A 24,633-nucleotide genomic window follows, 5' to 3' on the forward strand; every position below is an offset into this window, starting at 1 on the left:
CATCACCGATCGGTCGTTGCCCACCGCTCTGAACTCTCTGTTTATATGGGGGTGGCGGTTCGTGGGTTGCTGGCGGTCGCGGTGAGCCGTTGCAGGATACGGATGACGGTGACCCGCTCGGAGGGGTCGAGCGCGTCACCGCGGAGGAGCCGTCTGAGTGCTGGCGCGTACCGCTGGAAGGCGTCCGGGTCCCGTGCGGTCGCCGTTTCGAGGAGGGCGAGCGTCCCGGGCGTTGGCGAGTCCAACCAGGACGGCGCGGTCAGCGCTCGCGTCGCGGGCGCGCGATGAGCAAGTCGAGCGGCGAGGTCGGCCGGCGGGAAGGCGTTCGATTCGACAAGGGTCTCCAGGACGCCAGCCATCGAGTCGCGGCCGTGTTCGAGGAACGTGGCGACGAGCGTCGTCCGCAAGGCGGATGGCGCGGTCGACAGCTCGCCGGTCGTCGCGAGGACGCCGAGGCCGCCCAGCGCTCGATGCCGGACGATGCCACTCGCCGGCCGGCGGTCGTCCGCTCGGACGGCCGCGGTAAACCCCTTCGCGACGCGCGCCGCTGGCACGGCGTCCTGCCTGGCGAGTTCGACGAGCGCCTCGACGGCCTGGTCGGCGCCCCCGGTCACCTCCTCGAGCGCGAACCACAGCGTCGACTCCAGGCGCGACCCCGACACCTCGCTCGCCTGCCGGGCGACGAGGACGGCGAGCAGGTCGACGGCGGTATCGTCCGCGATGGTCCGCTCGCGCACGTCCCGCACGACCGCCGACACTGGAATCGCATCGACGCCGCTGGCCCCGGCTTCCAGAAGGTCGACCAGGAGTTCGTACTGATGATTGCGAGCGCTCGGACCCAGTGCCGGGACCGCGGCGGCGAGTGACTCGACGACGCCCGAAAGGTCGACGCCGTCTGCCGCCGGGGGCATACACGCGACGACGATAGCGGCAGCGTGCCGGCACGCGTCGGCACTCGCCCGGGGAACGACCGCCGCGGCCGCATTCGCCACCTCCTCGAGGCCCTCGGTCGTCCCGGTGACCTCGCTGGCGCTGGCTTCGATGGCTCGGAGGCCGTCATCGGGCGTCAGTCCGGGGTCCTTGCGGACGAGGAACGCGTACTGCCTGCGGACCGCGTCGGGGAGCGTGGGCGCGAGCCCTTCGTCGGCGAGCGTCTCGAGCAGCGACCGGACGGCGCCCGTGTCGCCCATCTCGGGCGCGCGAGCGGCGCGTCGGAGCGTCCGCAGGGAGACGTCTATCGCCTCGGTGCGGACGCCGGCGTCGACGAGGACCGTGAGCGTCTTCGCGGCGAGCACCGACTTCGACCCGGACACTGCGCGGACGTCGGCGACGAGCGACGCCACCGGAAGCGGGTCGCTGACGTCGACGGCGGGGAAGTCTGCGGCGAGCTCGCCGAGGGCCTCGGCGGCCCAGTGACTCCGCTCGGTCGCGATCGCCTCGACGAGTCGGTCGCGCAGCCGGATGACGTCGCGTCTGGCCGCGAGGTCGGCGTCGACGAGCCGGCGGAGCGCGGTCGTCGAGAGGAGCCGGAGGTGGGTGTCGTCGGTCAGCGACCTGACGGCGGCCGCGAGCCGCTGGGGGTCCGGCTCGACGAGGTCGGCTTCTGCCAGTCGAGCGAGCGCTCGTGCGTACGTCTCGTGCCCGCGGTCGCGGGCCGCGAGCGCGCCTACGACCTCGGCGGCGTCGACGGTCGTCGACGACGGGACGCAGTCGGCGTCGACGAGGTGGTCGATGGCGGCGACCGCCTGCTCGCGGAGCTCCTCGAACGAGTCGACGGGGATGGGGACGGGGCCGCCGATGTCGACCAGCTCCTCGTCCGCTGCGACGACGTCGACCAGGCGTTGGAAGCTGCGCTCGTCGACGCTCGCGACGACGCCGCTGTCGATCGCTTCGACGAGCGCCGCGTAGCGGAGCGGCGGCCCGCTGGCGTCCACGCCTGCAACGACCGCGTCGAGGAACGCCGCGACGTCGCCGTCCTCGACGGTCACTGTCCCGGTCGCCGTCTGGGTCGCGTCGGACCCTGGCCGTCCTTCGAGCGTGGTTGCGAGGGCGAGGCCGCCGGCGCGCACGACGTGGTCGTCGGCCGCTCGCGCGGTGTCGACCACGTTCACGAGGTCCGGTCGCGCCGGCACTCCGGGGTGGTGGTGCTCGCAGACGGCGTGGAGCGCGCGGAGGATTGGGAGGCGGACGTTGGTCGCGTCGGTCGCCCGGAAGCCACCCGCGAGCGTGGGGGCGACGGAGGCGACGTCCTCGCGCGACCCGACAGCTGCCGGGTCGAGGACGCTCACCGCACCGAGCAGGGATATCGCGGGCTTGACGGCGTCGTGTGACGGTGGTGCCGACAGGGCGCTCGCACCGGCCGCCGCGAGCGCTTCGAGTCGACGACGCCCGTCGGCCTCGCCGGCGAGTGCCGGCGGCCGCGACCCGCCGTCGACACGGGGCATCGGCGGCGCACCATCCGCGGAGACGTCGAGCAGGCGGGCAAGCGTCGCCAGCACGTCGGTCTGGAGGTCGCGTGCGTGCGTCGTGACGTTGAACAGTGCGGTCGCTCGCGACCCGGTCTGGACGGCGTGGGCGTGCTCGAACGCGTCGACGAGCGCGTCGACGAGCGACCCGACGGTCTCGGGAGCGAGCGGCTCCGGGTCGTGGACGGTGACGTCCGTCGACCGGACGAGCGAGCGGAGTTCGCCGACGGCTTCGCGACGCTCGATGACGGTGGAGACGACGCTCCCGGGGTCGGCGCGCAGGCGCGTCTCGAGCGCGGCGACGGAATCACGGACGTCCGCCGCCCGGTCGTTCGCGTCGGACATACGAGGGGTGGCGACCTCGGTCTGGGGACGGCGACGCGCGCCCGCGACCGAAGCCTTCGGTCGGCTCGACTCTCCGGGTCCCAATCAGTGTAGCGGCTCGCGAGAACTCGGCCGTCTCCGACACGGGACGTGCTCGTGCTACGGGTCGGTGCCGGCGGCGGTGGTGTCGAGCGTGCTGCGGGCGGCCATCGCGTGGAGTCTGGCGGTGGGGGCCGCGTCGGTCGCGTCGCGTAGCCAGGCGTCGAGTCGACGGGAGAGGTCGTCCGGTGCGGCCGTCCCGTCGCGTTCGAGGGTCGCGGTGAGCGCGCCGAGGAGGGGATTCCGTATCGGTGACGTGGGGTCGAAGGGCACGTCGTCGTTCTGGAAGCCCTCCCCGGCTCCCGTGGGGCCGTCGACGGACAGGAGGGCGGCGACGGGGACGGCGCCGAGGAGGTCGTCGACGTCGATCGCGTCCGTGGCGGCGAGCGCTCGGGTCATGCGGCTGCGGCGTGCGCGCTCGAACACGTGGTCGTCTTCGCTGGTGGGGGCCATGCGCTCGAGAACGTCGCAGGGGTCGTCGCTGACGGCGAGTTCGCCGAGGAGACGTGCGAGCGCCCGCCGGTCCTGGTCGACTGGGGCCGCGACGGCGTCGACGAGCGATGCAGGGACGTCCGCGTTCACCTCTGGGACCGCAACGAGGGTCTCGCCGAGTGCGCACGTCAGCGTCTCTCGAGTGTCTCCCGACGCGGCTGCCGCGGCCGCTCCGAGTGCCCGCGCCGAACTCGGCTCGCTCAGCGTGGGCTGACAGACGTACTCGCCGAGCGCGCGCGCCGTCGTCGTCCGTACGTCCTCGGTTGCGTCGCGGACGCTCGCGACGAACGCGTCCGGAACCCCCGGGAATTGCTCGGGGTGGACGGCGGCGACCTCGCCGAGGACGTACATCAGCGCGCCGCGGTCCGGTACGGCCGCGGCGAGCCCGTCTCGCGTCCACGCGTTGATGCCCGCCGCGCCGTGCGCGTCGAGGAGGACCGCCACGCCGAGTGCGCGCGCCGCACTCTGGCGGTCCCACCCAGCAGCCGCTGCGACGGTCTCGGCGAGGGACGCAGCGCCGGACGGCGTCGACCCCGGCGCGACCGCGACCAGTTCACCGAGCGCGCGAACCGACCAGTCGCGGTCGCCCGCGGGCACACCCGACGGAAGCGATTCCCGGGTCGCCGTCCCCGCGACCGTCGCACGCTCGACTGCGCGACGCGTCGCGGACCGTGCCTCGTCGCGGACCGTCAGCCTCGCGACGACCTCGGCCACGACGCCCTCGTAGCCCCCGCCTCCGTCGCTATCGCACTCCATCGTCGCCAGGCCGAGGGCGCGAGCGGCGCGCTCGCGGTCCCGTCCGGTCGTCTCGCGAACGCGTTCCGCGAGCGCGCCGGTCGCTCGTCCGTCACCTCGGTCGCCGGTTCGGGTCGCGGCGACCCACTCGCCGAGGAGCCGGAGCCGAGTCGGACGGTCGGTGAACGGACTCGTTGTCACCGCCTCACGGAGCGCACTCGTCACCGACCCGCCAGTAGCGGGTCCCGACCCGGTCGCCACGCCGAGCGCTCGCGTCGCATACCGCCGCTGGCGGCCACGCAACCCACGAACGCGCGCCCTCGTTTCCGCGTCCAACTCGACGGCATCGACGCCTCCAGCGAGGGCGCGCTCGCCGCGAACGCGTGCCGCGCGGACCGACTCCGAACCGTCGACGACCTCGCGAACGGCCAGGCCGTCGATCGCGACGACCGCGGACGCACCGAGGACCGCGGCCGCATCCACGCGCTCGTCCTCGCTCGCATCCCGGACGGTCGAGGCAAGCGATTCGACCGGGGCGTCGACCACGCCGGGGACGTGCGCGACCCACTCGCCGAGTGCGGTCGTTGCTCGCTCTGCCGCTGGACCGGTCTCGGTCCGAACGCGGCGACGGAGCGCGTCGAGAACGCGCTCGCCGTCGCTCGCAGCGACCACGGTCTCGCCGACTGCTCGCACCGCGCTCCGAGAGGGCACCGGAGCCGCGCCAACGCGCTCGCGGAACCGGTCCGGGACCCACTCGAGGCGCTCGGGACACGCGACGGCGACCTCGCCTAGCGCTCGCACGCGACGGTCCCTGGCGTCGTCCTCGGCCGCGCGAATCCGGTCGACCAGCGTCGCTTCCACTCGCCTTTCGTCTGTCCGGGAGTGCGCGACGACCTCGGCGAGCGCGGTCGCCGCCACCGCGCGGTCCTCTCGCGGCGCCATGCGGACGCGCTCGACGAGCGCTCCGGGTGGGTTCGGGACGAGGTCCGGGGCGAGTGCGATGCAGCGACCGAGCGCTCGCAGGTGCTCGCGACGCTCGCTCTCTTCGTCGAGCGAGTCAGTGACGGCGAGTCGTCGGAGCGCCGGGAACGACTGACGGTCCGTCGATTCGTTCGACGCGACGTCGACGCCCTCGGGTGCACGAGACCGCAGGACCTGGGCGAGCGCTCGCGGGACCGCCGCCTCGTGCTCGAGCAACCGCTCGAGGACAACCGGGACCGGCGCCGCGTCCCAGACCGACGGGTGCGTCGGCAGCGCGACGACGAGGAGCTCCGCGACGGCGGTCGCTTCCCACTGCATGGCGTCCTCGTTGGCGTGCAGCCACTCGACGGCGACCCGGACCGCGTCCGCGTCCAGCCCCGACCGGACGACGCCCGGTCGCGCACGAGCGACCGCGGCGAGCGTCCGCAGACACTGCTTGCGGACGACGGGCGTGGTCGTCGCCACCAGCGTCTCACCCAGCGCACCGACCGACTCGCGCAGCGAGTACTCGCTCGCCTCGTACCCGCGAACGAGCGCGGGCCCAGCGATCGACTCCAGCGTCGCTGAAACGGTCTCGCGGCGCCGCTCGCGAACCCCGGACACGTAGAGGTCCGTCACGGTGGCGTCACCGCCGCCGCGCTCGGGCGCTCTGAGCGCGCGTTCGAGCGTCGGCGCGACCGCTCGGACGCTCGCCGGCGCCTCCGTCGCACGCCCCCAGAGATCCGTCGCTGCCTGGATGACCTCGAACTGCTCGCCGACCGCGCTCGACGTCGAGACCCCGGCGTCTATCGTCGCCGCCAGCTCCCGGACCTCGTCGTCGACCGGGAGGTCGATGCCGGCGACGTCTCCCACGGCGGACGCATCGAACGCCCTCATCCTGCTCGCCTCCAGACGGCTAGGACGGTGGCTACCACGAGCGCCCCGCAGTCGCGAGGCCGCATACCGACCCGGTAGGGTGGGAGTCGATGCATCTCGTTGTCCTGACGCACGCGAGCCCGCCGCTTCAGCGTGCTGGTCGCCGACCTTTCCCACCCCAGCCGACTACACGTCCCGTGGACGCCGGCGTCGTTCTTTTGCGAACGCTCTCCTCGTTTCGAGTGGGTGGTCGGACGGACCGACGACCCATGCACCGCTCGCTGCGCCGCCCGGTCGCCCACGGTAGGGGGAATGGGGCTCGTGGCCGACCGGGTCGGCGACGAACCGCCCGCCACGGCAGCACTGACACGCCGGCCGGCACGCTGTCCCAGCCGACACCACGGTGACACTCGCTGGCTCGCGCTCGCGGGGACGCTGGCACCCGCCAGCGACACCGGCCGGCCCCCGCGAGCCGATTCTCGTCGACGACCCCTTGGCGAGTGGCTTCGACGGCGCGACGAATTCGACATATCTCACAGAGCTGCGTTTGTAACAGCTGTTGCAAACACTCGTTACAAATCGGTGCAGAGGTTCGGTTCGAAGGGAACGAAGCCGTCTGGAGTGCGACTCCCATTCGTGGTGGTGATGGAGTCAGTCGACGGTTCGAACGCCCTGCTTCAGGTCTCGTCCAGGCGTCGCCGAAGCGGAACCGTCTCGCACTGGTCGGTCGCGACCTCGATGGCCGCCAGGTCGGTGCGCATCCGCGTGTGGAGGACTGGGTGTGTGGCGAAGCTACCGTTGGCACGCCGACCCGACGCTGGATTCAAAGGCCAGGGGTGAGCGCCGGTGGCCGCCGTCGGACTCGACGTTCGAGACGGCGTTCACGGTCGCCCTGAGGTCGCCGTGAAGGCGTTGTACGCGGAGTGCGGTGGCCGTGATGGCGGTCATCATCGAGTACAGTTTCCCCTCGGTGTAGCTGTGGGGGACGTGGGCTTCGAGGACGACGGTGGGGTCGGCGGCGGGCGTGACGTACTCGCTCGCGTGAACGCTGGCGATGGTCTCGTGGGCGGTGGCGAGCGCTTCGACGAACCCGTCGTCGCTCGCGTCGCCGCGGCCGTCGATGGCGCGGTCCAATCCCTGGTAGAGGACGAGGTGCGCGGCCGCGCCCTCGCCCGGGTCCGGGAGCTTGCAGTACAGTTCCGCGTCGGTGTAGAGGTGCGTCAACTGGAGTTCGGCGACGGTCGTGGGGTCGGCCGCGGTCGCGGCGACCTCGCTCGGCCTGATCTCGCCGTCGACGGCGACCCACGGGCAGTCGTCGACGAGGTGTTCGATGATCGTCTCGTAGAACGCCGAATCACGTGGTCTCTCGTGCATGAGTGACTCACGAGGACGGTCGGCCGCTAGCGGGATAGGGCCCTGAGCGTGCCTACAGGGCGTGTAGCGGGTCGCGGCGGCTACCCGCAGCGGGCCGTTACAGGAGTTGTGCGTCGCGAACGCCACCTAAAGGCTGGCCGTGCGACCTTCGGGTGAGATGACGCTCGCGACGCTCGACAGTCGACCGGCGGAGGAATCGCGACCCGACACCGGCTCGGAGGCGGTGGCGGAATGACCGCGGACGCTTCCGAGGACGTCGACGTGAAGTCGAACGCGGACGTGGAATCCGTCGTCGAGGGGTGGCAGGAGCAACTCCTGGATTTGACGCGCCGGAACGCGCTCGTTGACTTCTCGCCGACGAAGACGAAGTCGCTCCCGCTCGCGGCGGCTGCCGGGCCCGTCGTCGACCGTCTCCGCAAGACGGGCGCGGTCGAACTCGGGAAAGCGACGACCGACGACCCGCCAGAGACGGCACGGACGGACCCGGCGGTCGCGCGCGGGTCCGCCGACGACGGGAGCGTGGACGCGGGGGCGGCGGTCGCGGCCCGGGCGCCCGAGGTGGCGACCGAGTCGCTCGAATCCATCGCGCGCTATCACCGCCAGTACCTCCGCGAGCGCGGCGCGGACACGCTGTTCCTCTCCGTCGGCCGCCTCGCGTGGACCGAGCCCGGCGACGACGACCCCTACGAGTCGCCGCTGTTCCTCCTGCCGGTCGAACTCGAGCACCGTCCGGCGACGGCCGAGGACGTCCACGCGCACGTCGTGGCGTACGACGGCGACCCGCTCGTCGTCAACCCCGCGCTCCGCCGGAAGGTCCAGGCAGAACGCGACCTCGACCTCCCCGGCGACGGCGACGTCGCCGTCGACGACCTCGAAGCCGCCTTCGACGCGGTCGCCGCCATCGCGGACTCGTTCCCCGACTGGACGGTCTCGCGCGAACTCGCGGTCTGCATCTTCGACTTCGCGACGGTCAGCCTCTACGAGGACCTCGACCGGAACCGCGACGCCATCGCGAGCGACCCGCTCGTCCGCGCCATCGCCGGCGACACCGACGCCCTCGACGCCCTCCAGGCCGACCCAGGGCGCGGCGAGCGAGCGACTGGCGACGCCGACGACTCGCCCACGCAGGTACTGGAGGCGGACCCGAGCCAGCAAGCGGCCATCGACGCGGCCCTCGACGGCGAGAGCTTCGTTCTCCAGGGTCCGCCGGGGACGGGCAAGAGCCAGACGATCGCGAACGTCGTCGCGGCGAAGCTGGCGCGGGGCGAACGCGTCCTGTTCGTCAGCGAGAAGCAAGCGGCGCTGGGGGTCGTGAAGTCGCGGCTCGACGAGGTCGGCCTCGGGCGGTTCTGCCTCGAGGCTCACGGCCAGCACGCCACCAAGTCGAACGTCCTGGACGCGCTCGGCCGCGAACTCCGCGCTGACCACACTGATCCGCCCGCGGCCCGGGAGGCGTGCCGGGAGCGCCGAGACGATGCGGCGGAGACGCTCGACGCGCACGCGGACCGCCTGACGACGCCACCCGATGGGTTCGCGGTGACGCCGTACGAGGCGCTGGGCATCGTCGCCGCCGGCCGCGACGAACCCAGGGTCGACGTCGACGTCGACGACCCGCTCGCGGTCGGGCAGACGGCGGTCGACGACGCCATCGCCGCCCTCCGCGAACTCGCCGCGTTCGAGGACGCCATCGCGGACCACGACTCGCACCCGTGGCGGGCGACGACCGTCGACGAGTGGCGCGTCGACACCCGCGAGCGCGTCGCCGACGCCATCGACGCCCAGCTCACCGCCGTCGACGCCATGCGCGACCTCGCCGACCGACTCTCCTCGACCCTCGGCGTCGACCTCCGCGACGCGAGCGCGATCGAGGACGTCGAACGCGCGCTCGACCGACTCGCGGCGGCCCCGGTCGACTCGCTCCCCGACGACCTCCTCGACCCCGCGTTCCACGCGCCCGACGGTCCCGTCGGGCGACTCGCCGCCGCCGCCATCGAGCGCGCCGAGCACGAGTCCCATCTCCGCGAGCGATACGCGTCCAGCATCTTCGACGAGGACGGCCGCGAACTCCACGAGGCCCTCAGCGCGTACGGGCTGTTCCGATTCGTCCGGCCGAGCTACCGGCGCCTGAAGCGCCGGCTCGTCAGTCACGCGCGCGACGGCTACGACCCCGACCTCGACGCGCTCCGCGAGGACGCCCGCCGCCTCCGCGCGCTGCAGGCCGCCGAGGACACCATCGCCGAGGTCGACGTGGACGCCCGTTACCTCACGCCCTTCGTGGACGGCGATGGCGAGGACACGGAACTGGGCTGGGGGCGCGTGGACGTCGAGCGCGTGCAGGGAGCCGTGGACTGGGAGCGCCTCCAGGGCGTCGCGGACTGGGTGCGAACGCTCGCGGACACCGGCGTCGTCGACCCCGAGCGCGCCGACGGCTGGCTCGACGACGATGCAATCCCTGCAGCCGACGACCTCCGCTTCGAACTCACCGTTGAGCGTGAACGCTTCCAGCGCGCGCGCGACGAACTCGCGTCGTTCGTCGCGCTGGACGCCCTCGACGCCGACGGCACCGCGTTCCCCCAGGCGTCGTGGGCCGCTCAGCGCGAGGTCCTCGAGTCGCTCCGCGCGAACCTCGACCGCCTCCGGGACTGGGTCGCGTTCCAGGACGCTCGCGAACGCGTCGCCGACACCTTGGCTGGCGACTACCTCGACGCCTTCCTCGACGCCGGCCACGACCCCGAGCACGTCGCGAGCGCGTTCGAACGCGAGTTCTACCGCCAGTGGCTGAACGCGCTCTACGACGCAACGGACATCGACGCGTTCAACGCCGAGACGTACGCGCACCACCTCGCGACGTTCCGCGAGCGCGACGCCGCGCTCCGCGAGCACGACGCCGCGGCCGTCCGCCACGCCGTCACGAGCCGGCGTCCGAGCGTCGAACTCGAGCACGCCGACAGCGCCGCGCAGGTCGTCCTCAAGCGCGAGATCGGGAAGAGCCACCACCAGCGCCCGCTCCGCGAACTGTTCGCGGACGCCGGCGAGGTCGTCCAGCAGCTCAAGCCGTGCTTCATGATGAGTCCGCGCACCGTCGCGGAGTCGCTCGCACTGGACGCCATCGAGTTCGACGCGGTCGTCTTCGACGAGGCGAGCCAGATACCGCCCGCGAAGGCCGCGAGCGCGCTCGTCCGCGCCGACCAGGTCATCGTCGCCGGCGACGCGAACCAGCTCCCGCCGACGTCGTTCTTCGACACCGACGTCGTCGACGACGCCGGCGGCCGCACCGACCTGGAGAGCGTCCTCGACGAGGCCGCGGCCGTCCTCCCCGAGCACTACCTCACGTGGCACTACCGGAGCGCCGACCCGTCCCTGGTCGCGTTCTCGAACGACCGCTACTACGACAGTCGCCTCCGCACGTTCCCCACGCCGGCGCCCGGCGACCCGACCACGGGGCTCGCGTTCGAGTACGTCGAGGACGGCGTCTACGACCGCGGCGACACCCGTCGGAACGAGCGCGAGGCCGAGCGCGTCGTCGACGTCGTCGCCGCCCACGCCGACGAGCGCCCCGAGGAGAGCCTCGGCGTGGTCGCGTTCAGTCGCGCCCAGGAGCGCGCTATCCGCGACGCGCTCGCCGACCGCCGCCCCGAGGACCCGGCGCTCGACGCGTTCGTCGACCGCGACGACGTCCAGGAGGGGTTCTTCGTCAAGAGCCTCGAGGTCGTGCAGGGCGACGAGCGCGACCGCATCGTCTTCAGCGTCGGCTACGGGCCCGACGCCGACGGCGAGGTGACCGCGAACTTCGGGCCGCTGAACGACAGCGGCGGCCACCGCCGCCTCAACGTCGCCATCACGCGCGCCCGCCGCCAGGTCACCGTCGTCTCCTCGCTCCAGCCCGAGGACGTCGACGTCACCGGCGTCACGCACCGCGGCGTCGCCGACTTCAAGCGCTACCTCGCACACGTCCGCGACCACGACCCGACAATCGACACCCCGGCCGCGAGCGAGACGGAGTCCGACGCCCGCGCGAGCGACATCGACGGGGACGCCCACTCTCCGTGTCAGGACGCCGAGTCGTTCGACTCGCCGCTAGCGCGGGACGTCTACGAGACGCTCACCGACGCCGGGTTCGACGTCGACGTCGACCTCGGGACCGCGGGGTACGTCCTCGACATGGCCGTCCGCGACCCCGACGACCCGGAGCGGTACGCGCTCGGCGTCGAACTCGACGGCGCCGCCGCGCGCCACGCCGACGCGACGCGGGACCGCGAGCGCCTCCGCCAGCTCGTCCTCGCGGACCGCGACTGGGCCGTCCACCGCGTCTGGGCGCAGGCGTGGGCGACCGACCCCCAGCGAGAACTCGACCGCATCAGGGAGCGCGTCCACGGGGACGCCGACGCCGAGCACGAGACCGCGACGGCGTCGACGCTCACCCATCCGCCCAGCGACCGCGACCGGACCGCCCCAGGCACCGACGCCGAAACCCCCGACGCCGCCGACGCGGACGGTGACGCGCAGGTCGTGCAGTCCGACGGCGGCGACCCGTTCGCGACCTACGAACCACCGACGGTCCCGGACCTCGACGGGGACGACGACGGCGTCCCGCCGCGAGAGGTCCAGCGCGGCCTCCTCGCAGTCGTCGCCGACGCCGGCCCCATCAGCGAGACGGCCGCGTACCGCACCCTGGCGGAGGCGCTGGACGCCGACCGCCTCGACCCCCGCCTCCGCGAGCGCCTGGAAGCTCAGGCCCAGTCCGTGGCCGACGCCGGCCACCTCCACGTCCACGACGGCTTCCTCTGGCCGCCCCGCGACGCCGCCGACCTCCCGCTCCGCGACCACGACGACGCCGACCCCGACAGCGACGCACGCCGCGAGATAACCGAGGTCCCGCGCGCCGAACTCGCGAAGGCGTGCTACGTCCTCCTCGCCAACGGCGGCGCCATGACCCGCGACGACCTCGTCCTCGAGGCCGCACGCCGCTTCGGCTACGAGCGCGTCGGCGCCCGCATCGAGGACCACCTCGAGGACGCCATCGACCACCTCCTCGACCACGACGCCGCCACCAGCACCGGCGACCGGGTGGAAGCCGTCCACGACGTCGACGTCGACGAACGACTCGAAGCGAACATCTACCAGTAGCCGACCCTCGTCCCTTCGTGCCCGTCGACCGCATCCCGTCTCGACAACTTCCCCCACTGCAACAGCTGTGCGGGAGACGCGGTCACCGCTCGGGGTTGACCATGTGGCCGAGGGGCTCTAGCTCCTCCCAGTCCTCACCGACCAGGGTTTCCGCCAGGACGTCGTGATGCTCTTCGACGATAGCCAGCGTCTCGTCGGCCGATGGGGGCGCGTCGTCGGAGTCCGTCCACTCCATCAGGACGTAGAGGTAGGACGCGCCGCCCTCGTTCTGTTGGAGGAAGGCCGACTCGGTGAGCGTCCCCTCGCTGACCAGCGATGCTGCCGTCTCGCTGAACCGATCGTTGGCGAGCGTCTCGTACCAGTCACGAATCCGGTCCTCCTTCCCCGAACGAACCTCACATCTAGCCAGTTGGACTTCCGTCATCGTCCTCCACCAATCGTCACTGCACGTAATAACTCCCCTCCAGTTTCCGGGGGACGCGGAAAGTGTGTCACCGCGAGGTTCAGGTCCGCCCGTGAATTCGACGGGTAACGCGCCGGACAGATTCCGTGGTGGCGTCCGTGCGTCGACCACGACCGCTCGCAATGTCGAGTCGACGTTGCTTACGCTCGCTGTAAGACGGCGTGCGTCCTTAGGTAGCTGTGGCTCGACGGTCGGGGTATGGATTCACACAGACAGTACGAGCTGTCGACGTTCGACGAGCCGCCCTCGAGAGCGGACCACCCCACCCCACTGCTTCCGCTGTTGTACGCGCGTCACTACTGGCGGACGGCCGCACGCCGGTGCCGGCGCTGGCTCCGGGCGCACACGGGCCCCGACCACGTCGCCGGACACCCGTTCCGGGGCGACGACGACACCATCCTTCTGACTGGCCCAAGCACCCCGGGCAAGTCACTCGTCGACGGCTTCCAGACGGTCGACGCCGATTCGGTGGAGGACCTCCAGCCCCGCGGTGACCTGTCGCTCCTGCGCGCACGATACGAACTGGAGCGCGCCGCGGACGCGACCCGACAGCGGGCCGACGCGGTGGGAGACAGCGCCCGCAAGGTCGCGCGGCCCGTCGTCGAAGCGATTCGCGCCGGCCCCTTCGGCCGTGATGACGAATGACGAGCGTCCTGACGCCCGTGCATACCTGTGTAGACTGCGGGCGCGTCAGTCGCCGCTCGCACCACGACCACCGGACGTGCGACGGGCTCGTCGTCGTCGTCGACGGCGACCACGAGTGCAGTCGCTGCGGCGCACCCATCCGCCCAGCCACCACGTGCGGGGACTGCGGCGGCGACGTCACCGTCGAAGCACGCGCGATGCCCGTCGACTTCAGCCCGAGCGTCTCCCGACGAGCCCTCGAAGCAGCCATCCACGACGCCACGAACCACGCCCGCCGCAGCCACGGCCTGGACGCGCTCGACGCCGACCCGCACCTCGCGACCATCGCCCGCAGTCACAGCACGCACATGGTCGACGCCGACTTCTCCGGCCACGAGACTCCCGACGGACGTACGCTCACCGACCGGTACGACCGCGCGGGCTACGACTGGCGGCAATGCGGCGAGAACGTCGCCAAGCACTACCCGGACGACCTCGACGACGCCACCGTCATCGCTCGCGAGATCGTCGAAGGCTGGCTCGACTCGCCCGGCCACCGCGAGAACCTCCTCGAACCCGACTGGCGCGTCGAGGGCATCGGCGTCGACTACGCCACCGACGGCGCCGTCCTCGCCACCCAGAACGTCGCGTAACAACTCGTCGCCGCACCAATCTTCCGGAGGCCGATTCGGCCACCGCCACCGGCTCGCTGCCGTGCACGTTTCGCCAAGACCCTCTCTCCCTGACACACCCAGTCTCCCTCCGCTCAGATAGCCGTCACTCGGTTTCGACGACGCTCACTCCAGCACCGACAGGACGAGAACGGCAGCGAGCCTACTCCTGTCGGGAACGCCGTCGCCGTCGGTGACGAATCGCCGAAGGTCGGTCTTCAATGCCGGATGTCGTGGAACAGGGGAGTTCGCTACCACCGCATGCGACACCTCCAGGACCGCCTCGCAAGCACGGGCCTCGAGTGCTTCCCAGTCCAACACCTCGTACTTGGAGGGCTCCGATTCCGAATCCCACTCGGACAGGAAGTTGGCGAACTCGCCCACGTCGATGGGTGCAGTTTCCGAGACGAACCGGAGTCTCAGGTGGCGTGCTCCCCAGCCGTTGCCGTATTTCGATTTGAATGAGTCCTCGTCTGCTCTGTCGGGGAACTCGGTCGAGAGGACGTCGAGCGGCGCGTCGCCCAGCACCAGTCGGCCGAGAACGTAGTCACCAGCGAGCCGTCTCGTTCCTGAACTGTCCCGTAGCTCGCTGACCACTGCATCGAGCACCGCGTCCTCGTAGAACTGGCGTTCCGTCGTCACCTCTCCGAGCGCTACCACGAGCGCTTCGAGATCACGGTATCCGTCTTTGTCCGCTATCTCCGCTCGCAGCGACTCCGCGCCCTCACGACCGAAGGCGCTTGCAGCGACCAACTCCCCGATGGCACGCCTGGCCTTGCTCCGCCGGACCGGGTTCTCGTCCGTTATCTGGTCCGCCAGATGCTCCGGGACTTCCTGCTGATCCTCGTCCACCTCGAGCGCGACCTTCCCGAGGGCCCTGGCTATTTCACGCCTCCGGTCACCGCTCGCCTCGACCACATCGGAGAGCATCCGTTCCGGGAAGGTCGACTCGTCCTGGTGTTCGAGCACCGCTGCTATCGCACTCGTGTTGATTGATAGCGGATAGCCGCGGTCGTGCTGCAACGCATCGTACACCGCTCTCGGTATTCCATCCTCATCGACGTTGTCGGAGACGACGACGAACCCCAGCGCCCGAGCCAAAGTTGACCGAGACCTGTCGGTACCGACCCTCACCCGGTCGACCAACTCAGACGGAGCGTCCGGGTAGTACGTTGGACACGTGGCGACGAGCTCCCCCAGGGCTTGCGCTCGCAACCGCCGTCCGCCGAGGTCGTCGTTCCTGATAAATGCTTCCCGAAGCACCGCGATCGGGTTCCCGTTGCGAACGTTCAACTCTATCCCCGTCGTCGTGATGTCCAGTGCCTCTGCTATCGCGAGGGCGAACGCCTGACAGCGGTAATCGCTGAACGGAGCGGCCACTTCGATGCGCGCGAACAAGTCTTCTGGGTCGTTCACGACGTCATCGTCCCTCGTCGTGAGGACGGCCAACAGGTGCAGCACCGTCCGCCGGGTCGTCTCGGTCGAGAGCTCGGGCAGGAGTGCGACCAGTTCGCGGACGACCGCTGGAACGGCCACGAGCTCGACAATCTCGGCCGGGAACACCCAGCTGACGGTGTTCAGGCCTTCGATACAGTCGATCCGAGACTCTCTCGAATCGACCGCCACTAGCGCCCGACCGAGGAGGTCCACGAGGGACAGGAAGTCGTCCTCGAACGCCGCTACTGACTCCGGTGTGGTCGTGTTCACGAGTATCGCGAGGAGCTTCGACTCGATTGCGTTCGAGAGCGGTCGCTTGAACATGTCGTCGGCGGACGCGTCAAAGGACCGCTCGATTTCTTCCCGAAGTACGGTACGGACGACCGGGAGCGAGGCGACACCGACTCGCTGATCCATCTCGACGAACCCACCGAGCGTTTGACACGCTTCCTTCCGACGGTGGAGCGCCGTCACTGGCCCGGAACCCGGCGCGGACTCCGGCTCCAGTAGCGTCTCCGCCACGGAGAGCAATTGCTGGGTCTCGCCGCTCCACTCTGAACCGTCCAGGACACCCAGCCGGAGGTCGGTCATCGTAGTCGTCTATGGGGACAGGCGTAGAAAAGACCAGGGCCCGGGTGCCGGACTCCGTCCTGGCCGCGGCATCAGATGGCGCTGCCCCGGTACTCGTAGTAGGTGACGGTGGAGGCGTCGAACGTGCAGTACGGGAAGCCACAGCAGCAGTTCCGGAACGCCTCGGGGTAGCGGATCTCGATGTTCCGCTCGAACTGCTTGGCGAGGTCCTCGTACCGGTGGTCGCTGGTCCAGAACTCGCGGTCGCGCTGGGACATACCTCGTCGTTCGCGGGCGGGTTCGATAGGCTTGGAGTTCGGCTACGAGCGTTGTAGCGGAAGAAGGGTGCGTGGTGCGACTGGGGGGTCAGGTTTGCGAGCCGTATTCGTCGTTCCAGTCGTAGAAGCGCGCGACGTCCTCCTCGGGGAGGGAGGGCGAGGTGGTGGCGAACGCGTGGGTGACGTCCTGGGGCAGAATGGCGCCGACGTCGAGGGTGTGCGAGCGGAGGCGTTTGACGCTGTCGTCGACGAGGCGGGCGAGGTTGGGGTTGTGGCGCGTGACCATGTTGTTGACGGCGGCGCTGCAGAGGGCTTCCATGTCGCGGCCGGTGTAGCCGTCGGCGACGCAGCGCTGGGCGATGGCGCGCTCGGGGCTGTCGGCGCCGTGGGCCTGTTGGGGGTCGTCGACGAACGCGCTGGGGTGGCCGTCGAAGTCGACGCCACCGTGGACGGTGTGGATGCGGATGATCTCGGTGGCGGCGTCGACCCCGGGGAGGGGGACGTGGATGCGCTTCGGGAACCGACTTCTAATCGCACTGTCAAGATGCCAGGGGGTGTTGGTCGCGGCCAACGTGAGCACGAAGTCGTCGCTCTCCTTGTCCACGCCATCGAGCTCGGCGAGCAGCGTGTCCAGGACGCGCCGCGACGTCTCGTTCATGTCACCGTCTCGAGACTGCGCGAGCGAGTCCACCTCGTCGAGGAACACGACGCTCGGACTCAACTCCGCCGCCGTCTCGAACAAGGCCGATATCTGCTTCGAGGACTCCCCGTACCACTTCGACAGCAGGTTCCCGAGCTCGACCTTGAAGAACGTCGCGTCGAGCGACCCAGCCACCGCGCTCGCGAGCAGCGTCTTGCCAGTACCTGGAGGGCCGAACATGAGGATGCGCTCGGTCGCGGACACCGCGTCCGGCTTGTTCGCGACCGACCCGAGCGCCACCGCACGCTTCAGGTCGTGCTGGACGTCGTCCAGGCCGCCGATGTCCTGCCACGTCGTCGACGTCTCCGCGATGAACGACTCCATCTGCGCGCGCATCTCCTCGTCGCCCTCACCGCCGGCGCCCGGCGGCGGGCCATCGACACCACCCGAGGGCCCGTCCCCAGCCGGTTCCTGGTTGCGCTTGAAGTGGTCCTCGAGGTCCTCGCCGCGCTCGAGGATCTCCGCCGCCCGCTCCAGGCGCTCGACCTGGTGCGCGCGGTCGCTGTCGGTCGCCTCGTCGAGCTTCGCGAGCGTCTCCGCCGCGTCCACGTAGGCTCGCGCCGCCGCCTGCTTGCGGCCCTCCCGCCGGTGCTCTTGGGCGGACTCGAAGGAGTCCTCGTACTGTTCTCGTAGTATCTCTATCCGGTAAGCATCGTGCGTCATGACTGAAAAATGGGTAACCGCGGTCAGTTCAGAAGCGCTCGCCCTCGCCGGCGCGCTGGCCGGCGGACGCGGACGCGCTCGCTTCCGCCTCGGACACCGTCTCCTCGACGTCGCTGAACGTCTCGTCGGCGAGCTCCTCGAGCGTCGGGACGTCGTCGCCGTCGCGAGCCGCGTCGACCGCAGCCTCGACGCGCTCGTCCGCCATCGCGTCCATGTGCGCCGACCCGCCCTTGCTGATGCCCTCCATGCGCTGGGCCGCCACGTTCCAGCGGTCGATGCCGTCCTCGCGATCCTCGATCTTCTTCTCGATGATCTGAGCGGCCCCCTCGAACTGGCGGGGGTTCATGTTCGACGGCAGCGCATCCGGACCGTCCGCGCTGATCTGCTTCCCGAGCGCCGCCTGCTGCATGAACCGCAGGCCGACGAGGGTCTCCATCCACTGCGAGCGGATGGCCTCGTACTTCGAGAGGAGCCGCGACGCCTCGGACTTGATCTCCGGGACGCGCGTCTCGTCGGCCTCCTGAGCCTGGTGGATCTTCTCGTCGTACTGCTGCTTCGCTTTGGTCATATCGCTCTTGTACTCCTTCTTCTGGCGCTCGAGCTTCCGGATGCGCCGCTCGAGCTCCAGCGAACTCATGTTCTCGATGGGGTTGCGTCCGATGACGTTCACGCTCACCCATCGCTTCGTCTTCGAGATGATGCGTCGGAGCATCGCACTCGGAGAAAACCCCCCGATGGTAAAAGGCGGGGCCGGCCGCTCACACGACCTGTAACCGACCGGACCACACGAGGAAGGACCCGTGCTATTTTGATAGAACGCCACGAAACGAGATGTACGATTCATGACGCGGCGCTCTCCGAATACGGCCGGAACGGACGTCCCGGAGATCGTCGATGAACTCGAGACCGCGTTCCCGCACAATCCCGGGCCGTCGACAGTCCTCCACGGTCGAACCGTATGCGAACGGGCTCTCCAGTACGCGCGAGAGAATCCGGACTCTCACCATCTCCCCGCAACGGTCGCCGACCAGTTGCAGAGGCTGCTCACTCGTCCGGCCCCGGATTCAGCGGCCGCCGTGTTCGGGGTGTCCGACGTACTCGCGGACAGCCGTCGACTCCTCGCCGCCACGCTCGCCGCCTTCGATATCGACACTCTCGTGGTCCGATTAGATACGTCCGAGAAGCACGTCGTTCTCGATGCACTCGAAACGACGATGGTCGAGACAGCGGCTACGTCCGTGGTCGACCACGCGCTAACCGTCCTCGACGGGTTCGCACTCCGTGAACCGGCCTTCGTGATTGACCGAATCGACATTCACACGACCGCCGATTCGGTCGCCGAACACGTCATCGACGACCTTCGTGGACCGGGGCCCGCTCGTTCAACGGTTCAGTCGACTCCCGCTGCTATCCGGTTCCTCGCACTCGTCGCTCTACACCAACCCAGAGCCGTCGCGACATGCTCGTCAGTAGTGGCGGTACTGCAACTGGCGGCCGAACCCTTCGACGAACTACGAGGCTACGGTGCTAACGGTCGAGACGCTGAGATATTGTGGGGCGCAATCGGTCTGGCAGCAGTCTCTCGGGCGACGGACTTCGAGGCGGAGGTGTCGATGTCGGTCATCTTCGAGACTCTCGGACGTTTCGTGAGCACCGGAACTAGCTTCGACCGAGCGGAGGCCGCTGAGACTCTCGGACTCTTGTTCACCCTGTTCTCGGATGCCGATACTGAGAGTCACGTGGTCGAGGGGCTCTGCGGCGATGTCCGTGCCCGACCTGCATACCCGTGGAAGCGGGCGGCCGAGGTCCTCGGCAACCTCATCGCAACCGGCGCACTCTCGCGAACCGGAGTCGACCTCGATGCCCTAGCAGCACGCGTCCGAACAGCGTCGATCGGCCATCAAGAACTCCTCCCGATACTCGGCCGGGCGACGGGCTACCTCGATTCAGACGACACGTTCGACGTCGTCGACGAACTCGCGGCCTCCCTCAGAGACGAGTCTCGTCCCAGCGATAGACTACCGCTCGCAAATCCGGAGAGTGTTCTCGGCTACATCTCGGCCTACGGCGACCCCTACGACGAACGCGAAACGGTTCGAGGGCTCGCCCGCCACATCGCCGACGCCTTCGAAGAGCCAACGTTTTGGCCCGAGAAAGCACAGGCAGCCCTCGGCGTCGTAGTCGCCGCTGCCGACACCTACAGTCCACCACAGTCGGTCCGACGAGTGATGGATTCCGTCGCCCCTGAGACCGCTCGAATCGAGTCCGAGGTCGCCAAACGACTCGGGTTACTCGTCGCGTTCAGTTTCAAGGTCGACGACGTGTCGCTCTCTGCGGGCTTGGCTGAAATCGTTCAGGCCAGTGACACGCCCGGCTGTCGCAGAGCCGCGACTGCACTCGGAACGCTATCGGCATTCGACGACAGTATCCGAGACTCCGCGGCCGGACGACTCGCTGACCACGTCCGGACTGGCGGGCCCTCGGCGAACGAGCGCGCATCGCAAGCGCTCGGCTTCGTCGTCGCGAATGGCGGCGATTCCGTCCAAGCCGTGCGACGGCTTCGAGCAGCGGCGAGGGAATCACGCGTCAAACAGCTGTCTCTCGGCGATGTGGAGTGGGACCTCGAAGCGGTCAACGACGACGTCGCGTCCGAACTCTGCGGCTGGATAGTGCTCGTGGACGACACCGCGTACTCGTCCGCGGAACTCGCTGGTCTGCGGGCGGTCACCGACGGGGAGGGGGGCCTGAAGACACGTCCTGCAGCAAGAATTGCCGGTGAACTCGAACGAGTCACACACCGGTCCAAGAGACGGGAAGCGCTCGACACCCTGACCGAACGGCTGGCCAACGAGCCAAGCACCCGCACCAAACCGGAGGCAGCAGCGCTCGCGTTTGTCGCTGGACACGGAGCGCCACAGTTCCTGGAGGGTGCCTCGCGTCGAATATGGAACGCGGTTCGCTCACCGGACTCACCCGTGGAACGACCACGCCGCCTGTACGGCGCGACCGGGTACGCAATCGCACTCGCGCACGGGGATAGCGACACGATTACCGCACAGCTAGCCAAGACGCCCGAGGTACTGGGCATCGTCACCGCGTACTCGGACTGGGGCGCGGACGACCCACTCATCGAGCACGCCAAGTCACGGGTTCGGACTCGGAGAAAACGAACGTATGCCGAAGAACTGGGAGCGCTTCGCGCGCGAGCATTCCGCCACTCGGACTCCCGCGACAGGTTACGGTTCGAGGATTCCCTTCACGAAGAAGGCGGGTCGAAGGCCGGATTCGAGTTGCTCGAGTCGGCACTCCGTGCTGGTGCTATCGAACCCAACAGAGCCCTCGACCTGCTTCTTCGATCGAACCCCGACGAAGACCGTCCGCTCGTCGAGAACGCGCTGGACGGAATCGAGCGGACTCAGGAGGCAGTTATCGATCTGGTTTCGACACTCTCGGGCGTTCAGCCGTTGCCGGAACCGATAGCCGACCAGCTGGTTCGTCACGTGGACCGAGTTTCGTCGGTCGAATCGAAACTGCGGGTCGTTTCACTGCTGGCCGAGACCGACAGTCCAGCGAGTTCTCGGTAACGGCTTTCACTGGCGGCCAGAGGACCCGCTCTTCGAGCACACCTCGGCTCGAACGACTCCGAATTACGAAACCTGTACCCGCAGCCTCCGGTTTAGGGTGGTTTCACCGGAAGCCAGTGGTGCATGCAGCAACCAACTGTTTCCGAGCGAGACCACGAGGGTCTCGACGCGTTCTGGGAGAAGGTAGACCTCGTCGTCTATCTGGCGCTCATCGCGGTGGTGACGCCGGCGGCGACGAAGATGGTGAGTGCGGCGTGGCAGTCCGGCGGCCTCAGTCGGACGCTGGTCGTCACGCTCGAGGAACTGGTCGGGGTGAGTCACCTGGAGTTCGTGCTGTTCTGGCTCGGCGCGTACGCTGGCCTGGTCGCGTTGTTGTTGTTCGACGACATCAAGCGCGTGCAGGGCGTCCTGCTCGTGGTCGCGTCGGCCATCGCGTTCGTCGGGTTCCGGTCGAACGGCCTCCTGACGTCCCTGCAGCCCGTCGAGAACGCGCCGGTCCTCGCGGCCGGGTTCGCGCTCTCGTTCGTGCTCGCGGGCGGTCGCCGCCTGCGAAACGGGAAGCCCCCGTACGAGTTCCGGGCGGCGACCGCCGCATTGTTCTGGGTGGTGGCGACCATCGTCACCGTCGGGTTCCTCGAACGCCACCTGTCGTACACGACGCCGGTGTCGTTCGCCGACGGCCGCCTCCAGACCGCCGCCGCCGTCACGAACGTCACGTTCGTCGGCGCGGACCTCTTCACGGACTTCGTCGCCGCTTCCGTCCTCGTCATCGGCGCGCACCTGTTCACGAGCTATCGCGCGCAGCGCGACGTGTTCGTTCTCGGCGTGCAACGCGCCGGGAAGACGATGCTCGCCGCGGCGCTCTACAAGGCCGCCGAACAGGAGTCGCCGAACACGCGCCTGAACCCGTCCGAGCCGCTCACGTCGCTGTCGAGCTCGATTCACGGCGACGACGACGCCGTCGACGGGTTCGGGGACGACGACTACACCGGGCCGACCGAGAAGGGCGAGACGCACCTCCACCGGTTCCGGTCGCTCGACGGCGCCCTGTTCAAGGAGTACGTCAACGTGGACGTCCTCGACTACGCGGGCGAGTACGTCGGCGCGAAACTCGTCGAGTACGTGAAGGCGTTCGCGCCGTCGCGGAAGCTGTCGCTGGCGTGGGTCGTGTACGTCTACGAGTCCGTGCGCGGCCTGCCTTCGATTCCGGAGAAAGCCGAGGGGCTGGACTCCGCGGAGATCCAGCGCCTGATGGCGAAGCAGATCGTGCACTCGGACACGCTCTGCGTGATCGTCGACGCCGGCAGCCTCGTCCCGGAGGTCCCTTACGGCGACGAGGACTACCGGATGCAGGACGACCTGTCGTCGTACCTGGAGACGTACGTCCAGATCCTCCGGCACGTCGACGAGAGCCTGCTCGAGGAGAAGGAGGTCGTGCTGGTGGTGACGAAGTCGGACTACCTCTACCAGCTCTACCGGACCGTCGACACGCGCCTGGACTTCTTCCAGTGGGTGAACTACTACCTCCTGGAGTCGCCGGAGGGCCGGGAGAAGCTCGGGCCGCTCGTGAACCAGGCGCAGGTCGACCGCGTCCACCCCGTCTACTACGACCTCGACCACGACGCGTCCCTGGAGGCCGGCGAGCCCGTCCCGGACCGCCCGATCACCGTGAACGGCGCGCGGTCGCTCCTCCGCCGCATCAAGGGAGGTGCGTAGGATGCCGGACGTCCAGGTGTTCCGGAACGACGGCGAGGCGCTGTTCGGGGAGGACTCGCGGACGCTCGAGTACATCGACCCCGGCGTCGTCCTGCTGTACGCGGACACGGCCGCGGGCGTCGTCTGCTCGTACTTCGAGGGTCGGCTCGGCCAGCCCGTCCAGGGCACCGTCGAGTGCACGTTCGACGACGAAATCGACCTCTCTCGGGTCCGGCCGGCGCTCGAGGGCGTCGACGCGTCGGGGTTATCGGTGTCTTCGGCGCCGAGGGAGAACGCCGCGAGCGCGCGGTGGGCGCTCGACGGCCTCACGGAGGACCAGCTCTGGCTCGCGGATCCACAGCACGACGCTGTCAGGCGGTTCGTCGAGACCGAGGACGCCCAGGCGGGCGGTCGCTCCTGGCTCCCCAGCCGGTTGTTCCCCGGCGAGGGATGGTCGCTCGGCGACGTCGCCGACGACCTCCTGCTCGCCGACGCCGACGACGCGGACGCGAACGGCGACCCTGATGACGACGGCGACTCCCCTCCCGAGCGCGACGACGCGGCCGACGGTGACCGTCCTGTCCGTGTGGACGGCCCGCCCGCGCCCGCTCGCGGAGCGGGACTGGACTTCGAGACGCGGTCGACGTACGACGCGACGCGGTTCTTCGCGTTCCTCGTCGACGCGCTCGCGGACACCGGAGTGACGATCGCCGTGTCGAAGGCCGGCCGCGTCGACGCCATCGACGACGTGGACGTCGTGATACGGCCGGACGGCGACCTGCCGGCGGGGAGCAGCGTCGAGCCCCTCCCGGACACCCGCGAGCGACTGGACGTCCAGCGGAACGCGGTCGCCCGGGAGCGCGCTCGCGAGCACCTCGTCGAGCCCGTCGCGGCGCTCGGCGACGCGTACCGCGACGCGGCCACGGACGAGGCGGTCGACGACGACACCGGCGAGGACGTGCTCCGCGAGCTCCTGGACGCGCGCCTCGGCGCGCACTCGTCGCTCGCGATCGTCGACGAGTGGCGAGCGCGCTACCGTCGCGTCCGTATCGCGCTCGTCGCCGCCCTCGTGGGCGTCCTCGTGGGCGTCCTCGGCGGGGAACCGCTTCGGCTCGCCGGCTGGCGCGTCGAGACGACCGCCCGCGACCTCGCCGCGACCGACCCCGGCGTCGTCCGCGCCGCCGTCCTCGACGCCGCCAGCGGCGCGGGCGCGCTCGCTGTCCCCGGGGCAGCGGCGCTCGTCCTCGCCGCCGTCGCCGTCGCCCGCCACCGCTCCACGGACGCCCGCGAGCGCACCCACCGACCGTCGACCGCGCGCTCGGACCTCCGCCGGATAGCGCTCACCGCCGCCGTCGTCGCCGCACTCCTCGCGCTCGCGTCCTCGGCCATCCTCATCTATGCGGGAACCTAACGGCAAAGCAGCACACCTGTCGAATCCCTAACAGCCAGAGAATTTTTCACGGTATCCTACTAAATGTCTATGAGGTTCGAGTTCA

14 protein-coding genes are annotated in these 24,633 nt (G+C 69.7%); 6 read left to right on the plus strand and 8 right to left on the minus strand.

Features of this window, described 5'->3' with window-relative positions:
- Window positions 1-41: 41 nt before the first annotated feature.
- From ACZ48X_RS03445 to ACZ48X_RS03455, 3 genes are all read right to left on the minus strand, one after another.
- Window positions 42-2,810: a hypothetical protein gene (locus ACZ48X_RS03445; RefSeq protein WP_336351790.1), complete on the minus strand. Its 2,769-nt coding sequence runs from the start codon at window positions 2,808-2,810 to the stop codon at window positions 42-44.
- A 138-nt stretch (window positions 2,811-2,948) separates the two neighbouring features.
- Window positions 2,949-5,972: a hypothetical protein gene (locus ACZ48X_RS03450; RefSeq protein ID WP_336351789.1), complete on the minus strand. Its 3,024-nt coding sequence runs from the start codon at window positions 5,970-5,972 to the stop codon at window positions 2,949-2,951.
- 771 nt (window positions 5,973-6,743) lie between these two features.
- Window positions 6,744-7,325 (minus strand): hypothetical protein, encoded by a 582-nt coding sequence (locus tag ACZ48X_RS03455; protein ID WP_336351788.1) that lies wholly within the window; start codon window positions 7,323-7,325, stop codon window positions 6,744-6,746.
- Between the two features lie 231 nt (window positions 7,326-7,556).
- Here ACZ48X_RS03455 and ACZ48X_RS03460 point away from each other — a divergent pair, with 231 nt between their 5' ends.
- Window positions 7,557-12,452: a DUF4011 domain-containing protein gene (locus ACZ48X_RS03460; protein WP_336351787.1), complete on the plus strand. Its 4,896-nt coding sequence runs from the start codon at window positions 7,557-7,559 to the stop codon at window positions 12,450-12,452.
- 82 nt (window positions 12,453-12,534) lie between these two features.
- On the opposite strand, the gene ACZ48X_RS03465 is transcribed toward ACZ48X_RS03460, so the two are convergent.
- Window positions 12,535-12,876, minus strand: a complete 342-nt coding sequence (locus tag ACZ48X_RS03465) for a DUF6176 family protein (RefSeq protein WP_336351786.1) — start codon at window positions 12,874-12,876, stop codon at window positions 12,535-12,537.
- A gap of 237 nt (window positions 12,877-13,113) precedes the next feature.
- On the opposite strand from ACZ48X_RS03465, the gene ACZ48X_RS03470 reads away from it, so the two are divergent.
- Together ACZ48X_RS03470 and ACZ48X_RS03475 are read left to right on the plus strand one after the other, a co-directional pair.
- Window positions 13,114-13,560, plus strand: a complete 447-nt coding sequence (locus ACZ48X_RS03470; protein WP_336351785.1) for a hypothetical protein — start codon at window positions 13,114-13,116, stop codon at window positions 13,558-13,560.
- Complete coding sequence (locus tag ACZ48X_RS03475; RefSeq protein ID WP_336351784.1) at window positions 13,557-14,192, plus strand: CAP domain-containing protein; 636 nt, start codon at window positions 13,557-13,559, stop codon at window positions 14,190-14,192. The genes ACZ48X_RS03470 and ACZ48X_RS03475 overlap by 4 nt, the downstream gene beginning before the upstream one ends.
- Before the next feature lie 144 nt (window positions 14,193-14,336).
- On the opposite strand, the gene ACZ48X_RS03480 is transcribed toward ACZ48X_RS03475, so the two are convergent.
- The 4 genes from ACZ48X_RS03480 to ACZ48X_RS03495 all read right to left on the minus strand — a co-directional run bounded on the left by ACZ48X_RS03480 (window position 14,337) and on the right by ACZ48X_RS03495 (window position 18,570).
- Window positions 14,337-16,238 (minus strand): hypothetical protein, encoded by a 1,902-nt coding sequence (locus tag ACZ48X_RS03480; RefSeq protein ID WP_336351783.1) that lies wholly within the window; start codon window positions 16,236-16,238, stop codon window positions 14,337-14,339.
- A gap of 71 nt (window positions 16,239-16,309) precedes the next feature.
- Window positions 16,310-16,495, minus strand: a complete 186-nt coding sequence (locus ACZ48X_RS03485; RefSeq protein ID WP_336351782.1) for a hypothetical protein — start codon at window positions 16,493-16,495, stop codon at window positions 16,310-16,312.
- An 88-nt stretch (window positions 16,496-16,583) separates the two neighbouring features.
- Window positions 16,584-17,858: an ATP-binding protein gene (locus ACZ48X_RS03490; RefSeq protein WP_336351781.1), complete on the minus strand. Its 1,275-nt coding sequence runs from the start codon at window positions 17,856-17,858 to the stop codon at window positions 16,584-16,586.
- Between the two features lie 28 nt (window positions 17,859-17,886).
- Window positions 17,887-18,570, minus strand: coding sequence for a hypothetical protein (locus tag ACZ48X_RS03495; protein ID WP_336351780.1), 684 nt, complete (start codon window positions 18,568-18,570; stop codon window positions 17,887-17,889).
- Between the two features lie 130 nt (window positions 18,571-18,700).
- Between ACZ48X_RS03495 and ACZ48X_RS03500 the strand changes: the two genes are divergently transcribed.
- The 3 genes from ACZ48X_RS03500 to ACZ48X_RS03510 all read left to right on the plus strand — a co-directional run bounded on the left by ACZ48X_RS03500 (window position 18,701) and on the right by ACZ48X_RS03510 (window position 24,548).
- Entirely contained in the window at window positions 18,701-21,442 is a 2,742-nt protein-coding gene (locus ACZ48X_RS03500; protein WP_336351779.1) for a hypothetical protein, read from the plus strand.
- A gap of 123 nt (window positions 21,443-21,565) precedes the next feature.
- Entirely contained in the window at window positions 21,566-23,158 is a 1,593-nt protein-coding gene (locus tag ACZ48X_RS03505) for a hypothetical protein (RefSeq protein ID WP_336351778.1), read from the plus strand.
- A gap of 1 nt (window position 23,159) precedes the next feature.
- On the plus strand, window positions 23,160-24,548 hold the full coding sequence (locus ACZ48X_RS03510; protein ID WP_336351777.1) for a hypothetical protein: 1,389 nt from the start codon (window positions 23,160-23,162) through the stop codon (window positions 24,546-24,548).
- The last annotated feature ends 85 nt before the right edge of the window (window positions 24,549-24,633 follow it).

The sequence above is a fragment of the Halorubellus litoreus genome (assembly GCF_055378595.1).

Coding starts and splice junctions, on each gene's coding strand:
- ACZ48X_RS03495 (WP_336351780.1), bottom strand. CDS start 18,570: ATGCTCCGACGCATCATCTCGAAGACGAAGCGATGGGTGAGCGTGAAC.
- ACZ48X_RS03475 (WP_336351784.1), top strand. CDS start 13,557: ATGACGAGCGTCCTGACGCCCGTGCATACCTGTGTAGACTGCGGGCGC.
- ACZ48X_RS03500 (WP_336351779.1), top strand. CDS start 18,701: ATGACGCGGCGCTCTCCGAATACGGCCGGAACGGACGTCCCGGAGATC.
- ACZ48X_RS03455 (WP_336351788.1), bottom strand. CDS start 7,325: ATGCACGAGAGACCACGTGATTCGGCGTTCTACGAGACGATCATCGAA.
- ACZ48X_RS03470 (WP_336351785.1), top strand. CDS start 13,114: ATGGATTCACACAGACAGTACGAGCTGTCGACGTTCGACGAGCCGCCC.
- ACZ48X_RS03450 (WP_336351789.1), bottom strand. CDS start 5,972: ATGAGGGCGTTCGATGCGTCCGCCGTGGGAGACGTCGCCGGCATCGAC.
- ACZ48X_RS03480 (WP_336351783.1), bottom strand. CDS start 16,238: ATGACCGACCTCCGGCTGGGTGTCCTGGACGGTTCAGAGTGGAGCGGC.
- ACZ48X_RS03505 (WP_336351778.1), top strand. CDS start 21,566: ATGCAGCAACCAACTGTTTCCGAGCGAGACCACGAGGGTCTCGACGCG.
- ACZ48X_RS03510 (WP_336351777.1), top strand. CDS start 23,160: ATGCCGGACGTCCAGGTGTTCCGGAACGACGGCGAGGCGCTGTTCGGG.
- ACZ48X_RS03445 (WP_336351790.1), bottom strand. CDS start 2,810: ATGTCCGACGCGAACGACCGGGCGGCGGACGTCCGTGATTCCGTCGCC.
- ACZ48X_RS03460 (WP_336351787.1), top strand. CDS start 7,557: ATGACCGCGGACGCTTCCGAGGACGTCGACGTGAAGTCGAACGCGGAC.
- ACZ48X_RS03490 (WP_336351781.1), bottom strand. CDS start 17,858: ATGACGCACGATGCTTACCGGATAGAGATACTACGAGAACAGTACGAG.
- ACZ48X_RS03485 (WP_336351782.1), bottom strand. CDS start 16,495: ATGTCCCAGCGCGACCGCGAGTTCTGGACCAGCGACCACCGGTACGAG.
- ACZ48X_RS03465 (WP_336351786.1), bottom strand. CDS start 12,876: ATGACGGAAGTCCAACTGGCTAGATGTGAGGTTCGTTCGGGGAAGGAG.